At 69.0% G+C, this 18,661-nt stretch carries 14 protein-coding genes; 5 read left to right on the top strand and 9 right to left on the bottom strand.

What is annotated here, in order from left to right; genetic code table 11:
* Positions 1-48: 48 nt before the first annotated feature.
* Positions 49-1,002 (bottom strand): heme o synthase, encoded by a 954-nt coding sequence (locus OO69_RS25625; protein ID WP_033283125.1) that lies wholly within the window; start codon positions 1,000-1,002, stop codon positions 49-51.
* A 356-nt stretch (positions 1,003-1,358) separates the two neighbouring features.
* On the opposite strand from OO69_RS25625, the gene tkt reads away from it, so the two are divergent.
* Genes tkt through pgl form a run of 5 tightly spaced genes read left to right on the top strand, consistent with a single transcriptional unit; the run spans position 1,359 to position 8,000 of the window.
* Positions 1,359-3,446: a transketolase gene (tkt, locus tag OO69_RS25620; RefSeq protein ID WP_033283124.1), complete on the top strand. Its 2,088-nt coding sequence runs from the start codon at positions 1,359-1,361 to the stop codon at positions 3,444-3,446.
* Between the two features lie 34 nt (positions 3,447-3,480).
* Positions 3,481-4,599 (top strand): transaldolase, encoded by a 1,119-nt coding sequence (gene tal / locus OO69_RS25615; protein ID WP_033283123.1) that lies wholly within the window; start codon positions 3,481-3,483, stop codon positions 4,597-4,599.
* A 4-nt stretch (positions 4,600-4,603) separates the two neighbouring features.
* Positions 4,604-6,127 (top strand): glucose-6-phosphate dehydrogenase, encoded by a 1,524-nt coding sequence (gene zwf, locus OO69_RS25610; protein ID WP_033283122.1) that lies wholly within the window; start codon positions 4,604-4,606, stop codon positions 6,125-6,127.
* Positions 6,124-7,221 (top strand): glucose-6-phosphate dehydrogenase assembly protein OpcA, encoded by a 1,098-nt coding sequence (opcA, locus tag OO69_RS25605; protein ID WP_033283121.1) that lies wholly within the window; start codon positions 6,124-6,126, stop codon positions 7,219-7,221. Before zwf ends, opcA begins: the two co-directional genes overlap by 4 nt.
* Entirely contained in the window at positions 7,218-8,000 is a 783-nt protein-coding gene (gene pgl, locus OO69_RS25600) for a 6-phosphogluconolactonase (protein ID WP_033283120.1), read from the top strand. Before opcA ends, pgl begins: the two co-directional genes overlap by 4 nt.
* A 77-nt stretch (positions 8,001-8,077) precedes the next feature.
* Here pgl and pgi read toward each other — a convergent pair whose 3' ends face one another.
* The 8 genes from pgi to OO69_RS25560 form a co-directional block, all read right to left on the bottom strand.
* Positions 8,078-9,730 (bottom strand): glucose-6-phosphate isomerase, encoded by a 1,653-nt coding sequence (gene pgi, locus OO69_RS25595; protein ID WP_033283119.1) that lies wholly within the window; start codon positions 9,728-9,730, stop codon positions 8,078-8,080.
* A gap of 53 nt (positions 9,731-9,783) precedes the next feature.
* Positions 9,784-11,052 carry an MFS transporter gene (locus OO69_RS25590; RefSeq protein ID WP_234444527.1) on the bottom strand — a complete coding sequence of 423 codons (1,269 nt, stop codon included), beginning with the start codon at positions 11,050-11,052 and terminating at the stop codon, positions 9,784-9,786.
* Between the two features lie 133 nt (positions 11,053-11,185).
* Positions 11,186-11,521, bottom strand: coding sequence for an RNA polymerase-binding protein RbpA (locus tag OO69_RS25585; RefSeq protein ID WP_003957010.1), 336 nt, complete (start codon positions 11,519-11,521; stop codon positions 11,186-11,188).
* 206 nt (positions 11,522-11,727) lie between these two features.
* Positions 11,728-11,961: a preprotein translocase subunit SecG gene (gene secG / locus OO69_RS25580; RefSeq protein WP_078652560.1), complete on the bottom strand. Its 234-nt coding sequence runs from the start codon at positions 11,959-11,961 to the stop codon at positions 11,728-11,730.
* A gap of 109 nt (positions 11,962-12,070) precedes the next feature.
* A complete protein-coding gene (gene tpiA, locus OO69_RS25575; RefSeq protein WP_033283117.1) occupies positions 12,071-12,847 on the bottom strand; it encodes a triose-phosphate isomerase in 777 nt (258 codons plus the stop codon).
* Between the two features lie 5 nt (positions 12,848-12,852).
* Entirely contained in the window at positions 12,853-14,064 is a 1,212-nt protein-coding gene (locus OO69_RS25570; protein ID WP_033283116.1) for a phosphoglycerate kinase, read from the bottom strand.
* A 148-nt stretch (positions 14,065-14,212) separates the two neighbouring features.
* On the bottom strand, positions 14,213-15,223 hold the full coding sequence (gap, locus tag OO69_RS25565; protein ID WP_033283115.1) for a type I glyceraldehyde-3-phosphate dehydrogenase: 1,011 nt from the start codon (positions 15,221-15,223) through the stop codon (positions 14,213-14,215).
* Positions 15,224-15,412: 189 nt separating this feature from the next.
* Entirely contained in the window at positions 15,413-18,370 is a 2,958-nt protein-coding gene (locus OO69_RS25560; protein WP_033283114.1) for a M14 family metallopeptidase, read from the bottom strand.
* Between the last annotated feature and the right edge of the window lie 291 nt (positions 18,371-18,661).

Raw genomic sequence — 18,661 nt, 5'->3', positions numbered from 1 at the left:
ATCGAACGGCGACGGGCGGGGTGAGTGACTCCCGCCTCAGCAGGACTCCTACCTGAGGAAGGGGTCCACCGCGATCGCCACGAACAACAGGGACACGTAGGTGATCGACCAGTGGAACAGGCGCATCTCCTTGAGCTTGCCGCCCGTCACCTCGGCCTTGGCCCGGTTCTGGAGCCCGTGCGCCTCCCACAGCCAGAAGCCGCCGGCCAGCAGCGCGACCAGGGTGTAGAACCAGCCCGTGTAACCGAGGGGCGTCAGCAGGAGCGAGACGGCGACCATGACCCAGCTGTAGATCACGATCTGCCGGGCGACCACCTTGTTGGAGGCGACGACCGGGAGCATCGGCACGCCCACGCGCGCGTAGTCGTCGCGGACCTTCATGGAGAGCGGCCAGTAGTGCGGCGGCGTCCAGAAGAACATGACGAGGAAAAGAATGATCGGGGCCCAGGACATGGAGTCCTTGACCGCGGACCAGCCGATGAGGACGGGCAGGCAGCCCGCGATGCCGCCCCACACGATGTTCTGCGAGGTACGGCGCTTGAGGATCATCGTGTAGACGACGACGTAGAAGAGGAGTGCGCCGAGCGCCAGCCAGGCCGACAGCCAGTTGACCGTCAGGCCGAACAGCAGGGTCGAGATGACACCCAGTGAGATACCGAAGGCGAGGCACTCGCGGGGGCTGACCATGCCGGTGACCAGGGGGCGCTGCGAGGTGCGGTCCATGAGCGCGTCGATGTCGCGGTCGATGTACATGTTGAGCGCGTTGGCGCCGCCCGCGGACAGGTAGCCGCCGACGCAGGTGAGGAGGACCAGCTTGAGGTCGGGAACACCCTGCTGGGCCAGGAACATCACCGGAACGGTGGTGATCAGCAGCAGCTCGATGATCCGCGGCTTGGTCAACGCCACGAACGCCATGACCCGGGCCCCGATCGGCCGCCGGCTCGGGCTCTGGCTCGCCCCGACAATCCCCGCTGGACGGGATTCAACGGCCGTCACGCACACCCCTGACAGAGACATCCCAGCAAGCCTTCGGGTGTGAACTCCCCGTAAAGGCTCACGCGTACCACGCCACTGTAGACGTTGCCCAGACCCGGACATTCGCGGGGGTGGGGTCGTGTTGGACGGCACCCCCGGAAGAGCTGATCGGCACTCTGTTGAGCACTCGAACGAGCACCTCCGTATTCAGTTGCCGAATGCGAAACGGACCAGTCGGGAGGCGGATCCGCGAGAGTCCCGGCAGTCTGGAATGACTCGAAAAAATGCGCGTTCTTACGGGGGTAGGCTCGACAACGGCCGGTGGGCGCCAAGTGCACCGGCATCCGACATGCGTGACATGTGGAGAGGAGCCCTGACCCAGGGTGAGCACCAAGCCGACCACAACAGACCTCGAGTGGACCGAGTTGGACCAGCGGGCCGTAGACACCGCCCGCGTCCTGGCCGCCGATGCCGTACAGAAGGTCGGTAACGGCCATCCCGGTACGGCGATGAGCCTGGCCCCGGCCGCGTACACCCTCTTCCAGAAGGTGATGCGCCACGACCCCGCCGACGCCGACTGGGTGGGGCGCGACCGGTTCGTGCTGTCCGCCGGCCACTCGTCCCTGACCCTCTACACGCAGCTCTACCTGGCCGGGTTCGGCCTGGAGCTGGCCGACCTCGAAGCGTTCCGCACGTGGGGCTCCAAGACCCCGGGGCACCCCGAGTACGGCCACACCACCGGCGTGGAGACGACGACCGGCCCGCTGGGCCAGGGTGTCGCCAACGCCGTCGGCATGGCCATGGCCGCCCGCTACGAGCGCGGCCTGTTCGACCCGGACGCTCCGCAGGGCGAGTCCCCGTTCGACCACTTCATCTTCGCCATCGCCGGTGACGGCTGCCTCCAGGAGGGCATCTCCGCGGAGGCCTCCTCCATGGCCGGCCACCAGGAGCTCGGCAACCTCGTCCTCCTGTGGGACGACAACCACATCTCCATCGAGGGCGACACCGAGACCGCGGTCTCCGAGGACACCGTCAAGCGCTACGAGGCCTACGGCTGGCACGTCCAGCGCGTCGCCCCGAAGCCGGACGGCGACCTCGACCCGCACGCCATCTACAACGCCATCGAGGCCGCGAAGAAGGTGACGAACAAGCCGTCGTTCATCGCGATGCGCTCGATCATCGCCTGGCCCGCGCCGAACGCGCAGAACACCGAGGCCGCGCACGGCTCGGCGCTCGGCGCCGACGAGGTCGCCGCGACCAAGCGTGTCCTCGGCTTCGACCCGGAGAAGTCCTTCGACGTCTCCGACGAGGTCCTCAAGCACACCCGCCAGGCGCTGGACCGGGGCCGCGAGGCCAAGGCCGCGTGGGACCCGTCGTACCAGGAGTGGCGCACCAACAACCCGGAGCGCGCGGCCGAGTACGACCGCATCCGCGCGGGCGAGCTGCCGGCCGGCTGGGAAGAGCAGCTTCCCGCCTTCGAGACGGGCAAGTCCGTCGCCACCCGTGCCGCGTCCGGCAAGGTGCTCCAGGCGCTCGGCGCGGTCATCCCGGAGCTGTGGGGCGGCTCGGCCGACCTCGCGGGTTCGAACAACACGACGATCGACAAGACGTCGTCGTTCCTCCCGGCGGACAACCCGCTGCCGGAGGCGAACCCGTACGGCCGCACGATCCACTTCGGCATCCGCGAGCACTCCATGGGCGCGGAGCTGAACGGCATCACGCTGCACGGCAACACGCGTGCCTACGGCGGCACGTTCCTCGTCTTCTCCGACTACATGCGCAACGCGGTCCGGCTTTCCGCGCTGATGCACCTGCCGGTGACGTACGTGTGGACGCACGACTCCGTCGGTCTCGGCGAGGACGGCCCGACCCACCAGCCGGTCGAGCACCTGGCCTCGCTGCGCGCCATCCCGGGCCTGAACGTGGTCCGCCCGGCCGACGCCAACGAGACGGCCATCGCCTGGCGCGAGGTCCTGCGCCGCTACACGAAGGTCTACGGCGAGGGCGCTCCGCACGGTTTCGCGCTGACGCGCCAGGGCGTGCCGACGTACGACGCCAACGAGGACACCGCCAAGGGCGGTTACGTCCTGTTCGAGGCCTCCACGGGTACGCCCGAGGTGATCCTCATCGGTACGGGTTCCGAGGTGCACGTGGCCGTCGAGGCGCGCGAGCAGCTGGAGGCCTCCGGGGTTCCGACGCGGGTCGTGTCCATGCCCTGCGTGGAGTGGTTCGACGCGCAGGACCAGGGGTACCGGGACAGCGTGCTGCCGCCGTCCGTCAAGGCGCGGGTCGCGGTCGAGGCCGGGATCGGTCTGACCTGGTACCGGTTCGTCGGGGACGCCGGTCGCATCGTTTCCCTGGAGCACTTCGGGGCTTCCGCCGACGGCAAGGTGCTCTTCCAGGAGTTCGGCTTCACTGCCGAGAACGTGGCTGAGAAGGCCCGGGAATCCATCGCCGCCGCCCAGAGCTGACGCTGACAAACGACACGTAGGAGATGCATTTTCCATGACAGACGCACTCAAGCGCCTCTCCGAGGAAGGCGTCGCGATCTGGCTGGACGACCTGTCGCGCAAGCGGATCACGTCCGGCAACCTCGCCGAACTGATCGACCAGCAGCACGTCGTGGGCGTCACCACCAACCCGTCGATCTTCCAGAAGGCCATCTCGTCGGGCGACGGTTACGAGCAGCAGCTCGCCGACCTCGCCGCCCGCAAGGTCACCGTCGAGGAAGCCATCCGCATGATCACGACGGCGGACGTCCGTGACGCCGCCGACATCCTGCGGCCGGTCTACGACACGAGCGGCGGCCAGGACGGCCGGGTCTCCATCGAGGTCGACCCGCGCCTGGCGCACAACACGGCGGCGACCGTCGCCGAGGCCAAGCAGCTGGCCTGGCTGGTGGACCGGCCGAACACCCTGATCAAGATCCCGGCCACCCGGGCGGGCCTGCCGGCGATCACCGAGGTCATCGGCCTCGGCATCAGCGTCAACGTGACGCTGATCTTCTCGCTGGCGCGCTACCGCGAGGTCATGGACGCGTTCATCTCCGGCCTGGAGAAGGCCAAGGAGCGCGGCCTGGACCTCTCGAAGATCCACTCCGTGGCGTCCTTCTTCGTGTCCCGCGTGGACACCGAGATCGACAAGCGGATCGACGCGCTGGGCACCGACGAGGCCAAGGCCGCCCGCGGCAAGGCCGGTCTCGCCAACGCGCGGCTCGCCTACGAGGCGTACGAGGAGGTCTTCTCCTCGGACCGCTGGGCCGCCCTGGACAAGGCGCAGGCCAACAAGCAGCGTCCGCTGTGGGCCTCGACCGGCGTCAAGGACAAGGCGTACAAGGACACCCTGTACGTGGACGACCTGGTGGCGCCGAACACGGTGAACACCATGCCGGAGGCCACCCTCGAGGCCACCGACGACCACGGCCAGATCACCGGCAACACCATCTCCGGCACGTACGAGCAGTCGCGCGCCGAGATCGCCGCCGTAGAGGCGCTGGGCATCTCGTACGACGAGGTCGTGCAGCTGCTGGAGGACGAGGGCGTCGAGAAGTTCGAGGCGGCCTGGACCGACCTGCTCAAGTCGACCGAGGCGGAGCTTGCGCGCCTCGCCCCCTCGGAGGGCTGAAACCTTGTCGAGCAGCAACCCGCTGCGTGACCCCGCAGACCGACGGCTCCCGCGTATCGCGGGGCCGTCGGGCCTGGTCATCTTCGGCGTCACAGGCGATTTGTCACGCAAAAAGCTGATGCCCGCCGTGTACGACCTCGCGAACCGTGGTCTGCTGCCGCCGGGTTTCTCGCTCGTCGGCTTCGCCCGGCGCGAGTGGGCCCACGAGGACTTCGCACAGGAGGTCCACGACGCGGTCAAGGAGCACTCCCGTACGCCGTTCCGTGAGGAGGTCTGGCAGCAGCTCGTCCAGGGGATGCGCTTCGTCCAGGGCACCTTCGACGACGACGACGCGTTCGAGCGGCTCCGCGACACGATCGACGAACTGGACAAGGCCCAGGGCACGGGCGGCAACTTCGCCTTCTACCTGTCGGTGCCGCCGCGCTCCTTCCCGGTCGTCATCCAGCAGCTGAAGAAGCACGGTCTCGCCGACCAGGAGAAGGGTTCCTGGCGCCGCGCGGTCATCGAGAAGCCCTTCGGCCACGACCTCAAGTCGGCCGAGGACCTCAACAAGGTCGTGCACGAGGTCTTCGCCGCGGACCAGGTCTTCCGCATCGACCACTACCTCGGCAAGGAGACCGTCCAGAACATCCTGGCGCTCCGCTTCGCCAACACGATGTTCGAGCCGATCTGGAACCGGTCCTTCGTGGACCACGTCCAGATCACCATGGCCGAGGACATCGGCATCGGCGGCCGGGCCGGGTACTACGACGGCATCGGCGCCGCCCGTGACGTCATCCAGAACCACCTGCTCCAGCTGATGGCGCTGACCGCGATGGAGGAGCCGTCCTCCTTCTCCGCCGACGCGCTGGCCGCCGAGAAGGAGAAGGTGCTCGGCGCGGTACGGCTGCCGAAGGACCTGGGCAGGAACACGGTCCGCGGGCAGTACGCGGAGGGCTGGCAGGGCGGCGAGAAGGCCGTCGGCTACCTCCAGGAGGACGGCATCGACCCCAAGTCGAAGACCGACACCTACGCCGCCATCAAGGTCGAGGTCGACAACCGCCGCTGGGCGGGCGTCCCCTTCTACCTGCGCACCGGCAAGCGCCTGGGCCGCCGCGTCACCGAGATCGCGGTGGTCTTCCAGCGCGCCCCGCACTCCCCCTTCGACCAGACGGCGACGGAGGAGCTGGGCCAGAACGCGATCGTCTTCCGCGTCCAGCCCGACGAGGGCGTCACGGTCCGCTTCGGCTCCAAGGTGCCCGGCACCTCGATGGAGATCCGGGACGTCTCCATGGACTTCGCCTACGGCGAGTCGTTCACGGAGTCCAGCCCGGAGGCGTACGAGCGCCTGATCCTCGACGTCCTGCTCGGCGACTCGAACCTCTTCCCGCGCACCGAGGAGGTCGAGCTCTCCTGGAAGATCCTCGACCCGATCGAGCAGTACTGGGACAAGCACGGCAAGCCCGCGCAGTACCAGTCCGGGACGTGGGGTCCGGTCGAGGCGGACGAAATGCTCGCACGAGAGGGACGGAGCTGGCGTCGGCCATGAAAATAGACCTCACCGACACCACTGCCAGCAAGATCAACAAGGCGCTCGTCAAGGGCCGCCGCGCCATTGGCACCCCGGCCGTCGGCATGGTGCTCACCCTCGTCGTCGTCACGGACGAGGAGAACGCCTACGACGCCCTGAAGGCCGCGGGCGACGCGTCGCACGAGCACCCCTCGCGCACGCTCGTGGTCATCAAGCGCGTCTCGCGTTCGTCCCGCAACCGCACCCAGTCCCGCCTCGACGCCGAGGTGCGGGTGGGCGCGGACGCGGGCAGCGGCGAGACGGTCATCCTGCGGCTCTACGGCGAGGTCTCCGACCACGCCCAGTCCGTGGTGCTGCCGCTGCTGCTGCCGGACGCGCCGGTGGTGGTCTGGTGGTCGGTGGACGCGCCGCGCGACCCGGCGAACGACCCGCTGGGCGCCCTGAGCCAGCGCCGGGTCACCGACAGCTATGCGGCGGAGAAGCCCGTCGACGAGCTGCGGTCCCGCGCCGAGAGCTACGAGCCGGGCGACACCGACCTGGCCTGGGCCCGCATCACCCCGTGGCGTTCGATGCTGGCCGCCGCGCTCGACCAGGTCGACTCCGAGATCGTCTCCGTCGAGGTGGCGGGCGAGGAGTCCAACCCGAGCGTCGAACTGCTCGCGATGTGGCTCGCCGACCGCCTGCACGTGCATGTCCGGCGTGCGGTCTCCGCAGGTCCCGGTCTGACCCAGGTCCGCCTGGAGACGACCGGCGGCCCCATCACGCTGCACCGCTCCGACGGGGCGATGGCCACCCTGGCCCTGCCCGGCCAGCCGGACCGCGCGGTGGCGCTCAAGCGCCGCGAGACGTCCGAACTCCTCGCGGAGGAGCTGCGCAGGCTCGACCCGGACGACACCTACGCGTCCGCGCTGCGGTTCGGCGTGGACCGGCTGGGCGGCATCCAGTCGGCGGCGGAGCGGGCGGAGGCGGCTGCTCAGCCGGTGCCGGCGCTGCCGGTGCGGGCGGTCACGGAGCCGGCGGCGACCGGTGTGCAGCCGTCCTCCCCGGAGAGCGGGGGCGCCGACCGGCCCACCCCCGCGAAGATGCCCCCGGTCAAGAAGGCTGATCAGTGAGCACTCCCCAACTCGTCGTCCACCGCGACAAGGAACTGATGGCCCAGGCCGCCGCGGCCCGCCTGATCACGAAGATCGTGGACGCGCAGGCCTCGCGCGGCTACGCCTCGATCGTGCTCACCGGCGGTCGCAACGGCAACGGTCTGCTGGCAGCCCTGGCGGGTCAGCCCGCCCGGGACGCCGTCGACTGGGGCCGCCTCGACCTGTGGTGGGGCGACGAGCGGTTCCTGCCCGAGGGCGACCCGGAGCGCAATGTCACCCAGGCCCGCGAAGCACTGCTCGACGCGGTGCCGCTGGACCCGAAGCGCGTGCACGCCATGCCCGCGTCCGACGGTCTCTACGGCAACGACGTGGAAGCGGCGGCGGCAGGCTACGCCGAGGAACTCGCCCGGTCCGCCGGTCCCGAGAACCACGGTTCGGTCCCGACCTTCGACGTCCTCATGCTGGGCGTCGGCCCGGACACCCATGTGGCGTCGCTCTTCCCGGAGTTGCCCGCCGTACGGGAGACCGAGCGCACGGTCGTCGGCGTCCACGGCGCGCCCAAGCCGCCGCCGACCCGGGTCACCCTGACCCTCCCGGCGATCCGCTCCGCCCGCGAGGTGTGGCTGCTCGCGGCCGGCGAGGACAAGGCGGAGGCCGCGGCGATCGCCCTGTCCGGCGCGGGTGAGATCCAGGCACCGGCGGCCGGTGCGCAGGGTCGCTCCCGCACCCTGTGGCTGCTGGACGCGGCGGCGGCTTCCCAGCTGCCCCGCGCGCTGTATCCGCCGGCTTCGGCCTGATACCGGCTGCTACACCGGCTAGGCGGCAACCTGTTGAAGAGCCCGTACGACCTCGGTCGTACGGGCTCTTCGGTGTCTCAACGCCCGCGCAGCTCGCGGTACTTGGCGACCAGGGCCGTCGTCGACGCGTCCAGACCCGGTACGTCCGCGCCTTCGCTCAGGGCGGGTTCGACGCGCTTGGCGAGGACCTTGCCCAGTTCGACGCCCCACTGGTCGAAGGAGTCGATGTTCCAGACCGCGCCCTGGACGAACACCTTGTGCTCGTACAGCGCGATCAGCTGCCCGAGCACCGACGGGGTCAGCTCGCGGGCCAGGATCGTGGTCGTGGGGTGGTTGCCCTTGAACGTCTTGTGCGGCACCAGCTCCTCCGCCACACCCTCCGCCCGCACCTCGTCCGGCGTCTTGCCGAACGCCAACGCCTGTGTCTGCGCGAAGAAGTTGGCCATCAGCAGGTCGTGCTGCGCCTTGAGCCCGTCACTCAGCTCGGCCACCGGCTCGGCGAAGCCGATGAAGTCCGCCGGGATCAACTTCGTTCCCTGGTGGATGAGTTGGTAGTACGCATGCTGCCCGTTCGTCCCCGGGGTACCCCAAACCACCGGCCCGGTCTGCCAGTCGACCTCCTGGCCGTCCCGGCCCACGTACTTGCCGTTCGACTCCATGTCCAACTGCTGCAGATACGCGGTGAACTTGGAGAGGTAGTGGCTGTAGGGCAGCACCGCATGCGACTGGGCGTCGTGGAAGTTGCCGTACCAGACACCCAACAGGCCAAGCAGCAAAGGCACGTTGGACTCGGCGGGCGCGGTGCGGAAGTGCTCGTCGACGAGGTGGAAACCGTCGAGCATCTCGCGGAAGCGGTCCGGGCCGATGGCGATCATCAGCGACAGGCCGATCGCCGAGTCGTACGAGTAACGCCCACCGACCCAGTCCCAGAACTCGAACATGTTGTCCGTGTCGATGCCGAACTCGCTGACCTTGCCGGCATTCGTGGACAACGCCACGAAGTGCTTGGCCACGGCGTCCTGACCGGCCTTGAGCTCGGTGAGCAGCCAGTCGCGGGCCGAGGTCGCGTTGGTGATCGTCTCGATGGTGGTGAAGGTCTTCGAGGCGATGATGAACAGCGTCTCGGCCGGGTCGAGGTCGCGGGTGGCCTCGTGCAGGTCGGCGCCGTCCACGTTCGACACGAACCGGACCGTCAGGCCGCGGTCGGTGAAGCTGCGCAGCACCTCGTACGCCATCGCGGGACCGAGGTCGGAGCCGCCGATGCCGATGTTGACGACGTTCTTGATGCGCTTGCCGGTGTGGCCGGTCCACCCGCCGGAGCGGACCCGGTTCGCGAAGCCGGCCATCTTGTCGAGGACTGCGTGGACCTGTGGCACCACGTTCTCGCCGTCGACCTCGATCACCGCGTCACGCGGGGCGCGCAGCGCGGTGTGCAGGACCGCGCGGTCCTCGGTGACGTTGATCTTCTCGCCGCGGAACATCGCGTCCCGCAGGCCGAACACGTCCGTCGCGGCGGCCAACGCGTGCAGCAGCCGCAGGGTCTCGTCGGTGACGAGGTGCTTCGAGTAGTCGAGGTGCAGGTCACCGACCTTGAGGGTGTAGCCGGTGCCGCGCCCGGGATCGGCGGCGAACAGCTCCCTCAGCTGCACCTCGCCGAGTTCCTCGCGGTGCTGGGCCAAGGCGGTCCACTCGGGCGTCTGGTTGAGCCTGGTACGGCCGTCTGCGTTCATTGCGACTTCAGCCTTCTTTCCTACCGACCTGGGGCCTGTCCCAACCTAATTGATCAACTCGCGGCGCGAGCGGTCGTCCCGTCGTCCTGCGGGGCAACAACAGGTACGTCCGGCTTGACCGCGGGTATCAACGAGGCGACGGCGAGCCCGAAGAGGGCGGCCGCGAGCAGGGCGGGGCCGTTCAGTCCATAGCTCCCCGCCACGGCTCCGCCGAGCAGGGCGCCGAGCGGGGCTCCCGACGTCGAGGACGTACGGAACGCGGAGGCGATGCGGCCGACCATGGCCGCGGGGCTGCGCTGCTGCATCAGGGTGACCTGGTTGACGTTCCACACCATGTTCAGCGCGCCGAGCAGCAGCATGCCCACGACCAGCGCGCCCAGGTGGCGGACGGTCCCCATGAGCAGCAGCGACGACGTCTGGACGGTCCCGGCCAGCAGCAGCGTCCGGACCCGGCCGAGGCGGCGCGCCATCCGCTGGGCGACGAAGCCCCCGGAGAAGCTGCCGGCCGAGTACGCGGTCATCGCGGCCGCGTATCCGGCGTTGCCCGCGTGCAGCCAGCGCGTCACGTGCAGGACGAGCGTGGCGATCAGCGCGCCCATGCCGATGTTGCACAACAGGGTGGCCACGCAGGTCGCGCGCAGGGTGCGGTCACTCCACAGGGCACGCAGGCCCTCCCCTATCTCGGTCCTGAGGGTGCTGCCGGCCGGGCGCGGCTCCCGCTCGGGCGGGCGGGTGCGCAGGGAGGCCACGAGGGCGGCGGCCAGGAGGTAGGTGCTCGCGTCGGCCGCGAACGGCATGAAGGCCCCGGCCGTCAGCAACAGCGGCACCAGCGGACTGGCCAGCAGGCCGCCCGCGAGCTGCTGACCGGTCATCAGCCGGGCGTTGGCGCTGCCCAGCGCCTCGCGGTCCACCAGGGACGGCAGCAGGGCCGTGGACGCGTTGTCGAAGAGGGTCTGGAGCGTGGTCAGACAGAAGGCGAGGGCGAGCAGCAGCGGGATCGAGGCGTGGCCGAGTCCGACGGCGAGCGCGAAGCACGCGACGAGCAGGCCCCGTACCGAATCCACGGCCCACATCGCGCGCCGCTGGTCGACCCGGTCCGCGACGGCCCCGCCGAGGAGGCCGAAGAGCAGCCAGGGGAGGTATCCGCAGGCGGTGACGGAGGCGATGACGAGCGGGTCGTCGGTGAGCCGCACGGCGAGCAGCGGCAGCGCGGCCGTACGCAGCGCGTCCCCGAACCGCGAGATCACGGCGGCGCTCCACAGCCGCCCGAACCCCCCGCGCCACGCGGGCACATGACTGCCCGTCACCTCGACCGTCGTCACCACTCCCCCTCACGATTCGTCACTTCACAAACCGTAGAGGGCACCACTGACAATCGGTCCGGGGGCGGGTCGGCCACCGGGCTGCGAAACAGCTCCGGCCAGACACCTTGTGGGCGTCCGGCCGGTTCAACTCCTAGATTTCTCCCCGCAGTTTGGCGAGCGCCTCGGCGAGGATCGCCTCGCCGTCCGCGTCGCTGCGCCGCTCCCGTACATACGCGAGGTGCGTCTTGTAGGGCTCGGTGCGCGGCGGGTCCGGCGGGTTGTCCCGGTCCTGTCCGGCCGGGAAGCCGCAGCGCGGGCAGTCCCAGGTGTCGGGAACCTGCGCGTCGCTGGCGAAGCTGGGCTGCGTCTCGTGCCCGTTCGAGCACCAGAAGGAGATGCGCAGCCGGGGCGCGGACTCGCCACGCTCGGCCTCGCCCATCGGCCCCGCCCCGACCCGGCTTCCACGGATCGCGTTGCCACTTGCCACGGTCGTAACTCCCTGCGTGATGGTGCCGCGAAGCGAGTCGGCGTTTCGCTCCGTTGCGAGCGCCTCAGTCTACGTAAGGCCCAACGCGCGTCCAGTGGTTGGAGTTACAGCCCCTACACCTAGACGCAAGCCCCATGATAGGCCGCGCTCAGCTGCGCGTACCGAACATGGGGCCTTACGTACGGAATGTGCGAAGGAACGTGCGGTCAGCTCGTCTTCATCAGCAGGCCGAGCACGACGATGCAGGCGAACCAGAGCACACCGAGCACCACGGTGATGCGGTCCAGGTTGCGCTCGGCGACCGACGAGCCGCCGACGGACGACGCCATGCCGCCACCGAACATGTCGGAGAGACCGCCGCCCTTCCCCTTGTGCATCAGCACCAGCAGCATCAGCAGCAGGCTGAAGACGATCAGGGCGATCGAGAACCCCAAAACCACGGCTGGACCAACTTCCTCGGATTCGGATGGACGACAGGGGCATAGCGGCTGGCGCTATGCCCCCGCAAGAGTACGACGGATCGTCGCTACCGCCTACACGCGGCCGGACTCACTGGTCGCGGAAGCGCGCGATCTTGACGAACTCGTCCGCGTCCAGCGAGGCACCGCCGACCAGGGCGCCGTCGACGTCGGGCTGGGCCATGATCTCGGCGACGTTGCCGGACTTGACGGAGCCGCCGTACTGGATGCGGACCTGGTCGGCCAGCTCCTGCGAGTACAGCTCGGCGAGCTTGCCGCGGATGGCCTGGCAGACCTCCTGGGCGTCGCCGGCGCCGCAGACCTTGCCGGTGCCGATGGCCCAGACGGGCTCGTAGGCGATGACGATGGACTCGGCCTGCTCGGCCGGGACGTCCTTGAGGCCGCCCTCGACCTGGGCGAGGGTGTGGGCGACGTGGTTGCCCGCCTCGCGGATGTCGAGTTCCTCGCCGACGCAGAGGATCGGGGTCAGGCCGTGCTTGTAGGCGGCCTTCACCTTGGCGTTGACGATGTCGTCGGTCTCGGCGTGGTACTGGCGGCGCTCGGAGTGGCCGATCGCCACGTACGTGCACTTGAGCTTGGCCAGCATCGCACCGGAGATCTCGCCGGTGTAGGCGCCGGAGTCGTGCGCCGAGATGTCCTGGGCGCCGTACTTGATCTTGAGCTTGTCGCCGTCGACCAGGGTCTGCACGGAGCGCAGGTCGGTGAAGGGCGGCAGGACGGCGACCTCGACGGCCTCGTAGTCCTTGTCCGCGAGGGCGAAGGCGAGCTTCTGGACATGGGCGATGGCCTCGAGGTGGTTGAGGTTCATCTTCCAGTTGCCCGCCATGATCGGCGTGCGCGTGCTCATTAAGGTCAGTCCTCCAGTGCGGCGAGGCCGGGGAGCGTCTTGCCCTCGAGGTATTCGAGGGAGGCGCCGCCGCCGGTCGAGATGTGGCCGAATGCGTTCTCGTCGAAGCCCAGGATGCGGACGGCCGCGGCGGAGTCGCCACCGCCGACGACCGTGAAGGCCGGGGAGTCGAGAAGGGCCTGGGCGACCGCCTTGGTGCCCTCGGCGTAGTCGGGGTGCTCGAAGACGCCCATCGGACCGTTCCAGAAGATGGTGGCCGCGTCGGCGAGCTTCGAGGCGTACAGGGCACCGGTCTCGGGACCGATGTCGAGGCCCATCTGGTCGGCGGGGATGGCGTCCGCGGCGACGGTGGTGGGGTGGGACGGGGCCTTCGTCTTCAGGTCCGGGAACGCGGACGCGGTCACGACGTCGACCGGGACGACCAGCTCGACGCCGTTCTTCGCGGCGCGCTCGACGTACTCGGTGACGGCGGGAATCTGGTCGTCCTGTACCAGGGAGGCACCGATCTCGTAGCCCTGGGCCTTGAGGAAGGTGAAGGCCATGCCGCCGCCGATGAGGATGCGGTCGGCCTTGCCGAGCAACTGGTCGATGACGGCGAGCTTGTCGGAGACCTTGGAGCCGCCGAGCGCCACCACGTAGGGCCGCTTGACGTCCTCGGTGAGCTTCTTCAGAACGCCGACCTCGGTGGCGATGAGGTAGCCGGCGTAGTGCGGCAGCTGGGCCGGGAGGTCGTACACGGAGGCGTGCTTGCGGTGCACGGCACCGAAACCGTCCCCTACGTAGACATCCGCCAGGGCGGCGAGCTGGTCGGCGAACTCGCCGCGCTCGGTGTCGTCCTTGGAGGTCTCGCCCGCGTTGAAGCGCAGGTTCTCGATGACCGCGACCTGGCCGGGCTCGAGGCCGCGCACCGCGTCGTGGGCGGCGGGGCCGACGGTGTCCTGGGCGAACGCGACCGGCGCGCCGAGGAGTTCGGCGAGGCGCTCGGCCGGCTGGAGGAGGGAGAAGGCCGGGTCCGGGGCGCCCTTGGGGCGGCCCAGGTGCGAGGCCACGATCACCTTGGCGCCCGCCTCGACGAGGGCCTTGACGGTGGGCAGCACGGCGCGGATGCGGCCGTCGTCGGTGATGAGGCCGTCGGCCAGCGGGACGTTCAGGTCGGCGCGGACGAAGACCCGCTTGCCGTCCACGCCTTCGGCGAGAAGTTCGTCGATCGTCTTCATAAAGGGACTCCTAGGGAGGGCTCTTCAGATCCGAGAGGGCTGATCGATCACTACGTAGCAGCCGTTCGGACACTACGTAGCAAGGGCTCGGACAGCGCGGCGTGCGCTGCCCGAGCCCTGACTCACATCGAGTTGCCTGCTCTGGGAGTTAGAGCTGGCCGCCGACGAAGACCGTGAGGTCGACGAGGCGGTTGGAGTAGCCCCACTCGTTGTCGTACCAGCCGAGGATCTTCACCGTGTTGCCCTCCTGGACCATGGTCAGGAGGGAGTCGAAGGTGCAGGAGGCCTGGTCGCCGACGATGTCGGAGGAGACGATCGGGTCCTCGGTGTAGGACAGGTAGCCCTTGAGGTCGCCGTCGTCGGCGGCCTTCTTGAACGCGGCGTTGACCTCGTCCTTGGTGACCTCGCGCTGCAGCGTGACGACCAGGTCGGTGGCCGAACCGGTCGGGACCGGGACGCGCATCGCGATGCCGTCCAGCTTGCCCTTGAGCTGCGGGAGGACCAGGGCGGTGGCCTTGGCGGCACCGGTCGTGGTCGGGATGATGTTCTCGGCGGCGGCACGCGCGCGGCGCAGGTCCGAGTGCGGGAAGTCCAGGATGCGCTGGTCGTTCGTGTACGCGTGGACCGTCGTCATCAGGCCCTTGACGATGCCGAAGTTCTCGTCGAGAACCTTGGCCATCGGCGCCACACAGTTGGTGGTGCAGGAGGCGTTCGAGATGACGTGGTGGTTGGCCGCGTCGTACTTGTCCTGGTTGACGCCCATCACGATCGTGATGTCCTCGTCCTTGGCCGGAGCCGAGATGAGGACCTTCTTGGCGCCGCCGGCGATGTGCTTCTCGGCGTCGGCCTTCTTCGTGAAGATGCCGGTCGACTCGATGACGATGTCGACGCCCAGCTCGCCCCACGGGATGTCGGCGGGGTTGCGCTCGGACAGCACCTTGATCGTGTGCCCGTCGACGGTGATCGTGTCGGCGGTGTGCGACACCTCGGCCTGGAGGCGGCCCAGGATGGTGTCGTACTTGAGCAGGTGAGCGGTGGTCGCGGTGTCACCCAGGTCGTTGACAGCCACGATCTCGATGTCAGCACCCTGCTTCAGCAGCGCGCGGAAGTAGTTACGACCGATGCGGCCAAAGCCGTTGATGCCTACGCGGATCGTCACGAACCGATCTCCTCGTTGGTACGCCGGCTCAGTGCCGGCGAGTTGTATGGGATGTCCCCGACCGCCTACGACCCTACCCTCCTGAGCCCGCCGTGGTGACATCGAGATGCCCCATACACGGCAGGGCGGTCCGTACCCGCCAGTAGGGGTACGGACCGCCCTTGATGTTCATGACATCGTCACACAGGGTCAGCTGGTCAGAGCGTTCAGCGCCTTCTTGAGGAGGGCTGCCCGGTCACTCGCCGAGGTGACCTGTTCCAGACCGAAGCCGAGCAGCACGGTGCGGTCGGTGGTGACGGCGCCGTACGTCTGGAACAGGGCTCCGGTGCGGGTCCAGTCCTTCAGGACCGCCGGGCTGCCCGGGGGCGGCCCTGTCACGCTCCAGGCCCCCAGGGAGGTCTCGAAGCCCTCGGTCTGGGTCGCCGTACCGCCGACGACGAGCGAGGTTTCGTCGGCGAGGACGCCGTGGCCGCCGGAGCCCGGGTCGGTGATGTAACTGAGCGAGACCTCGACCGACTTGCCGGCGTAGGCGCTCAGGTCGAAGCCGACCTGCTGCCAGCCGCTGGAGGAGCCGGTGAAGCTGTTCCACGAACCGGTGGAGCCGGTCGCGGTGCAGCCGCTGGTGGAGAAGGTCAGGTAGTGCTTGAGCCAGGGGTGCTCGGCGACCAGGAAGCCGGCCTCGCACTCGGACGGCAGGGCGGTGCTGGTGGCGCCGCCGACCTCCGGGAGCGTGGTCCAGTCGTCGGCCCCGGTGGTGTGGATCTCGAGGACGGCGTGGTCGTAGCCGGGCTCGGTGTCCCACAGCAGCTCGCTGCGCAGCGTGGGCTTGTCGGCGGCGCTCACCCCGGAGAGGTCGATGGTGCGGGTGAGGCGCTTGTAGGCGTCGTCGGTGTGGACGGCGGCCGCCATGTAGGAGCCCGCATACGGGCCGTACGGGTTGACGGTCCCGGCGAACTGACCCGCCCCCGCGCTCGCGAACTGCGGGTACGCGGTGGGCGACAGCGAGTCGGAGGTGACGCTGTAACTGCCCGCCCGGTCCAGCGGGTTGCCGGGCGCGCCGCTGAGCGGCCCGGTGAAGCCGGCGAGCTTGCCGGAGCCGGTGAAGCCGGTGGCCCCGGGGAGGGACGTACGCGAATAGGCGCCCAGGTAGTACTGGCTGAAGTCGTTCGAGGGGGTGCCGTCGCCGAGGTCGACGGAGCCGCCCGCCTGCTCGCCGGCCTCGATCAGCTTGCCGCCCTCGTTGAGGAAGGCGCGCAGCTGGAGCTGGGTGTCGTTGCCCGGTCCTGCAGTGCCCGAGTAGTGGACGACCGTCTTGAAGTGGTCGAGCACACCGAGCGCGTCGGGCGCGCCCTGGGTGGCGACGTCCCAGACGACCGCCTTGCGGCCGTCCGCCTTCAGCGCGTCTACGTAGGTCTGCGCCTGGGTGGCGGCGGCGGCCTCCTCGGCGACGAAGAGCGTGTCGGCCGCGGCCCGCTTGGCCACCGTGTAGGTGAAGTGCGCGCTGGAGGTGGGCTTCCCGGCTTTCGTCTCGCCGGTGAACCAGACCTCGACCTTGTCGCCCGGGTCGCCGTCCTTGACCTTGGCCCGGTACTCGTCGAAGTACAGGTTGTCGTCCCCGCCGTAGGTCTGGCCGCCCTTCCAGGGCTTCAGCGCCATGTCCTCCGTACGGCCGCCGTTGACGCGGTACTTGAGCTCCTTGTCGCGCACGGACTTCCGTACGACGACGGAGACCTCCTGGTCGGCGCCGCGCGAGTACGACGTCGGGAAGGTGGCCGGGGTGAAGTCGGCGGCGCTGAGGCCGACCGACGACGTCGGCTGGTCGGGGTGGACGGCCGTCTCGGCGACGGAGAGCGCGAAGGGGATGTTCTTCTCGAACTCGTCCTGGATCAGCTTCTCGTCGTCGGGGAAGTTGAAGACGGACTGGCAGTCGGCCGCGTTCCAGGCGTCGTTCGGGTCGATGTTCGACGCGGTCTGGCAGGTCGACATCTCGGGGGTGAACATCGACATGTGGTTGACGTTCGACGCGTGGCCGTCCGCCTCGCCGTTGGTCGTGTACAGCTCCGAGGAGACCTGCGAGCGGTAGCCCGGGATCGCCGGGTTGTCGGGCGTGCCCGCGAGGGCCTTGTAAAGCACGTCGTCCGGGGTCGGGGTCGCGACCTGCCAGCCGACTCCGTAGAGGAGGAGTTCGGCGGCGGAGTGGTAGTTGATGCCGTAGGTGAAGCCGATGCGCTTCTCGAAGGCGTCGAGCGCGGCGGTCTCCGGCTCCGAGTTCGGGCTCGCGCCCCGGTAGGTCTCGCTGGTGGGGTTGGGGGACGAACCCTCGTCGTCGTAGCCCCACTTGTAGGCGAAGTTGCGGTTGAGGTCGACGCCGTCACCGGTGGAGATGGTGCCGTCGCCGTTGACGTCCCGCAGGTTCTTGCGCCACAGGCGGGTGTCGGAGTTCTGGAAGGTGTAGTCGTAGCCGTCCGGGTTGGCCGACAGCACGAACCACAGTTCGGTCGAGTCGACGATCTTCTTGATGCGCTTGTCGGTCTTGTAGTTGTCCAGGTAGTAGTGCATCAGCCGGCGGGTCATCTCCGGCGTGATCCACTCGCGCGCGTGCTGGTTGGACACGTACAGCACGGAGGGCTTGGAGCCGTCCTTGGTCTTCTTCGCGTTCTTGGTCAGTTTGAGCGCGAGGATGTCCTGGCCGTCGATCGTCTTGCCGATGGACTCGACCTTGGTGAGACCGGGGTTGGCCTGCCCGGTCCTGAGGATCTCCTCCTCCAGCCCGCCGCTTCCGCTGTACGGGCGGAACACCCCCTGCGCCGCGTCCTCGACCCGCGTCTCGGCCTTGGCCGACAGGGTGTGCTCGGTGAGGTCGACGCCCTGCTTCTCCAGCTTCTGGGCCTGCTGGTCGGTGAGGTAGACCTCTACGGCTGTCTTGCCGGAGGCCGAGAACTGGTTGTCGCCGAGTTCGTGGGCGTCCTGTCCGGCCTTCAGGAGCAGGGGTATCTGCTTCTGGGTGACGTCGGCGTGGAAGACCTTGACCTCGGCGGGGTCGGACTTCGTCGAACTCCCGCCCTGCGCCTGGGCGATGGGTGCGATGCTCGCCCCGGCGATCAGGAGGGCGCCGACAGCGAGGATCGATCTCGCTCTGTGTCTCATGAATCCCCCTAGCAATCGTTCACCACAGCGGCGAACAGTTGCCAGGCTCATGACACTTCATGATCGAGTCAAGGGGGCCTCAAGGAGGTTCAAACGGCGGGGTGTTGAACTTTGGCGGGGGCGGCGGATCGGGACGGGGTGGGGAGGGGGGACGGGGGTCCCTCCGGGGGGCAGGCGGCGTTACTCGTGGGCTGGGCGGGATGGAGCGGTATCGAGGTATGCGGCGCCCAAGACGGACACACGTCGGCGCGCGGATCCTCAGGCAGGCCCGGCCGATCTCCTTGAGGGGCA

The organism is Streptomyces sp. NRRL F-525 (assembly GCF_000716605.1).
Taxonomy (GTDB): Bacteria; Actinomycetota; Actinomycetes; order Streptomycetales; family Streptomycetaceae; genus Streptomyces.
This window is presented reverse-complemented; position numbering and strand designations above follow the sequence as displayed.

Bases quoted from the DNA above. Each gene is read 5' to 3' on its own strand.
- tal (WP_033283123.1), top strand. From the start codon at position 3,481: ATGACAGACGCACTCAAGCGCCTCTCCGAGGAAGGCGTCGCGATCTGG.
- opcA (WP_033283121.1), top strand. From the start codon at position 6,124: ATGAAAATAGACCTCACCGACACCACTGCCAGCAAGATCAACAAGGCG.
- pgi (WP_033283119.1), bottom strand. From the start codon at position 9,730: ATGAACGCAGACGGCCGTACCAGGCTCAACCAGACGCCCGAGTGGACC.
- tpiA (WP_033283117.1), bottom strand. From the start codon at position 12,847: ATGAGCACGCGCACGCCGATCATGGCGGGCAACTGGAAGATGAACCTC.
- OO69_RS25570 (WP_033283116.1), bottom strand. From the start codon at position 14,064: ATGAAGACGATCGACGAACTTCTCGCCGAAGGCGTGGACGGCAAGCGG.
- OO69_RS25560 (WP_033283114.1), bottom strand. From the start codon at position 18,370: ATGAGACACAGAGCGAGATCGATCCTCGCTGTCGGCGCCCTCCTGATC.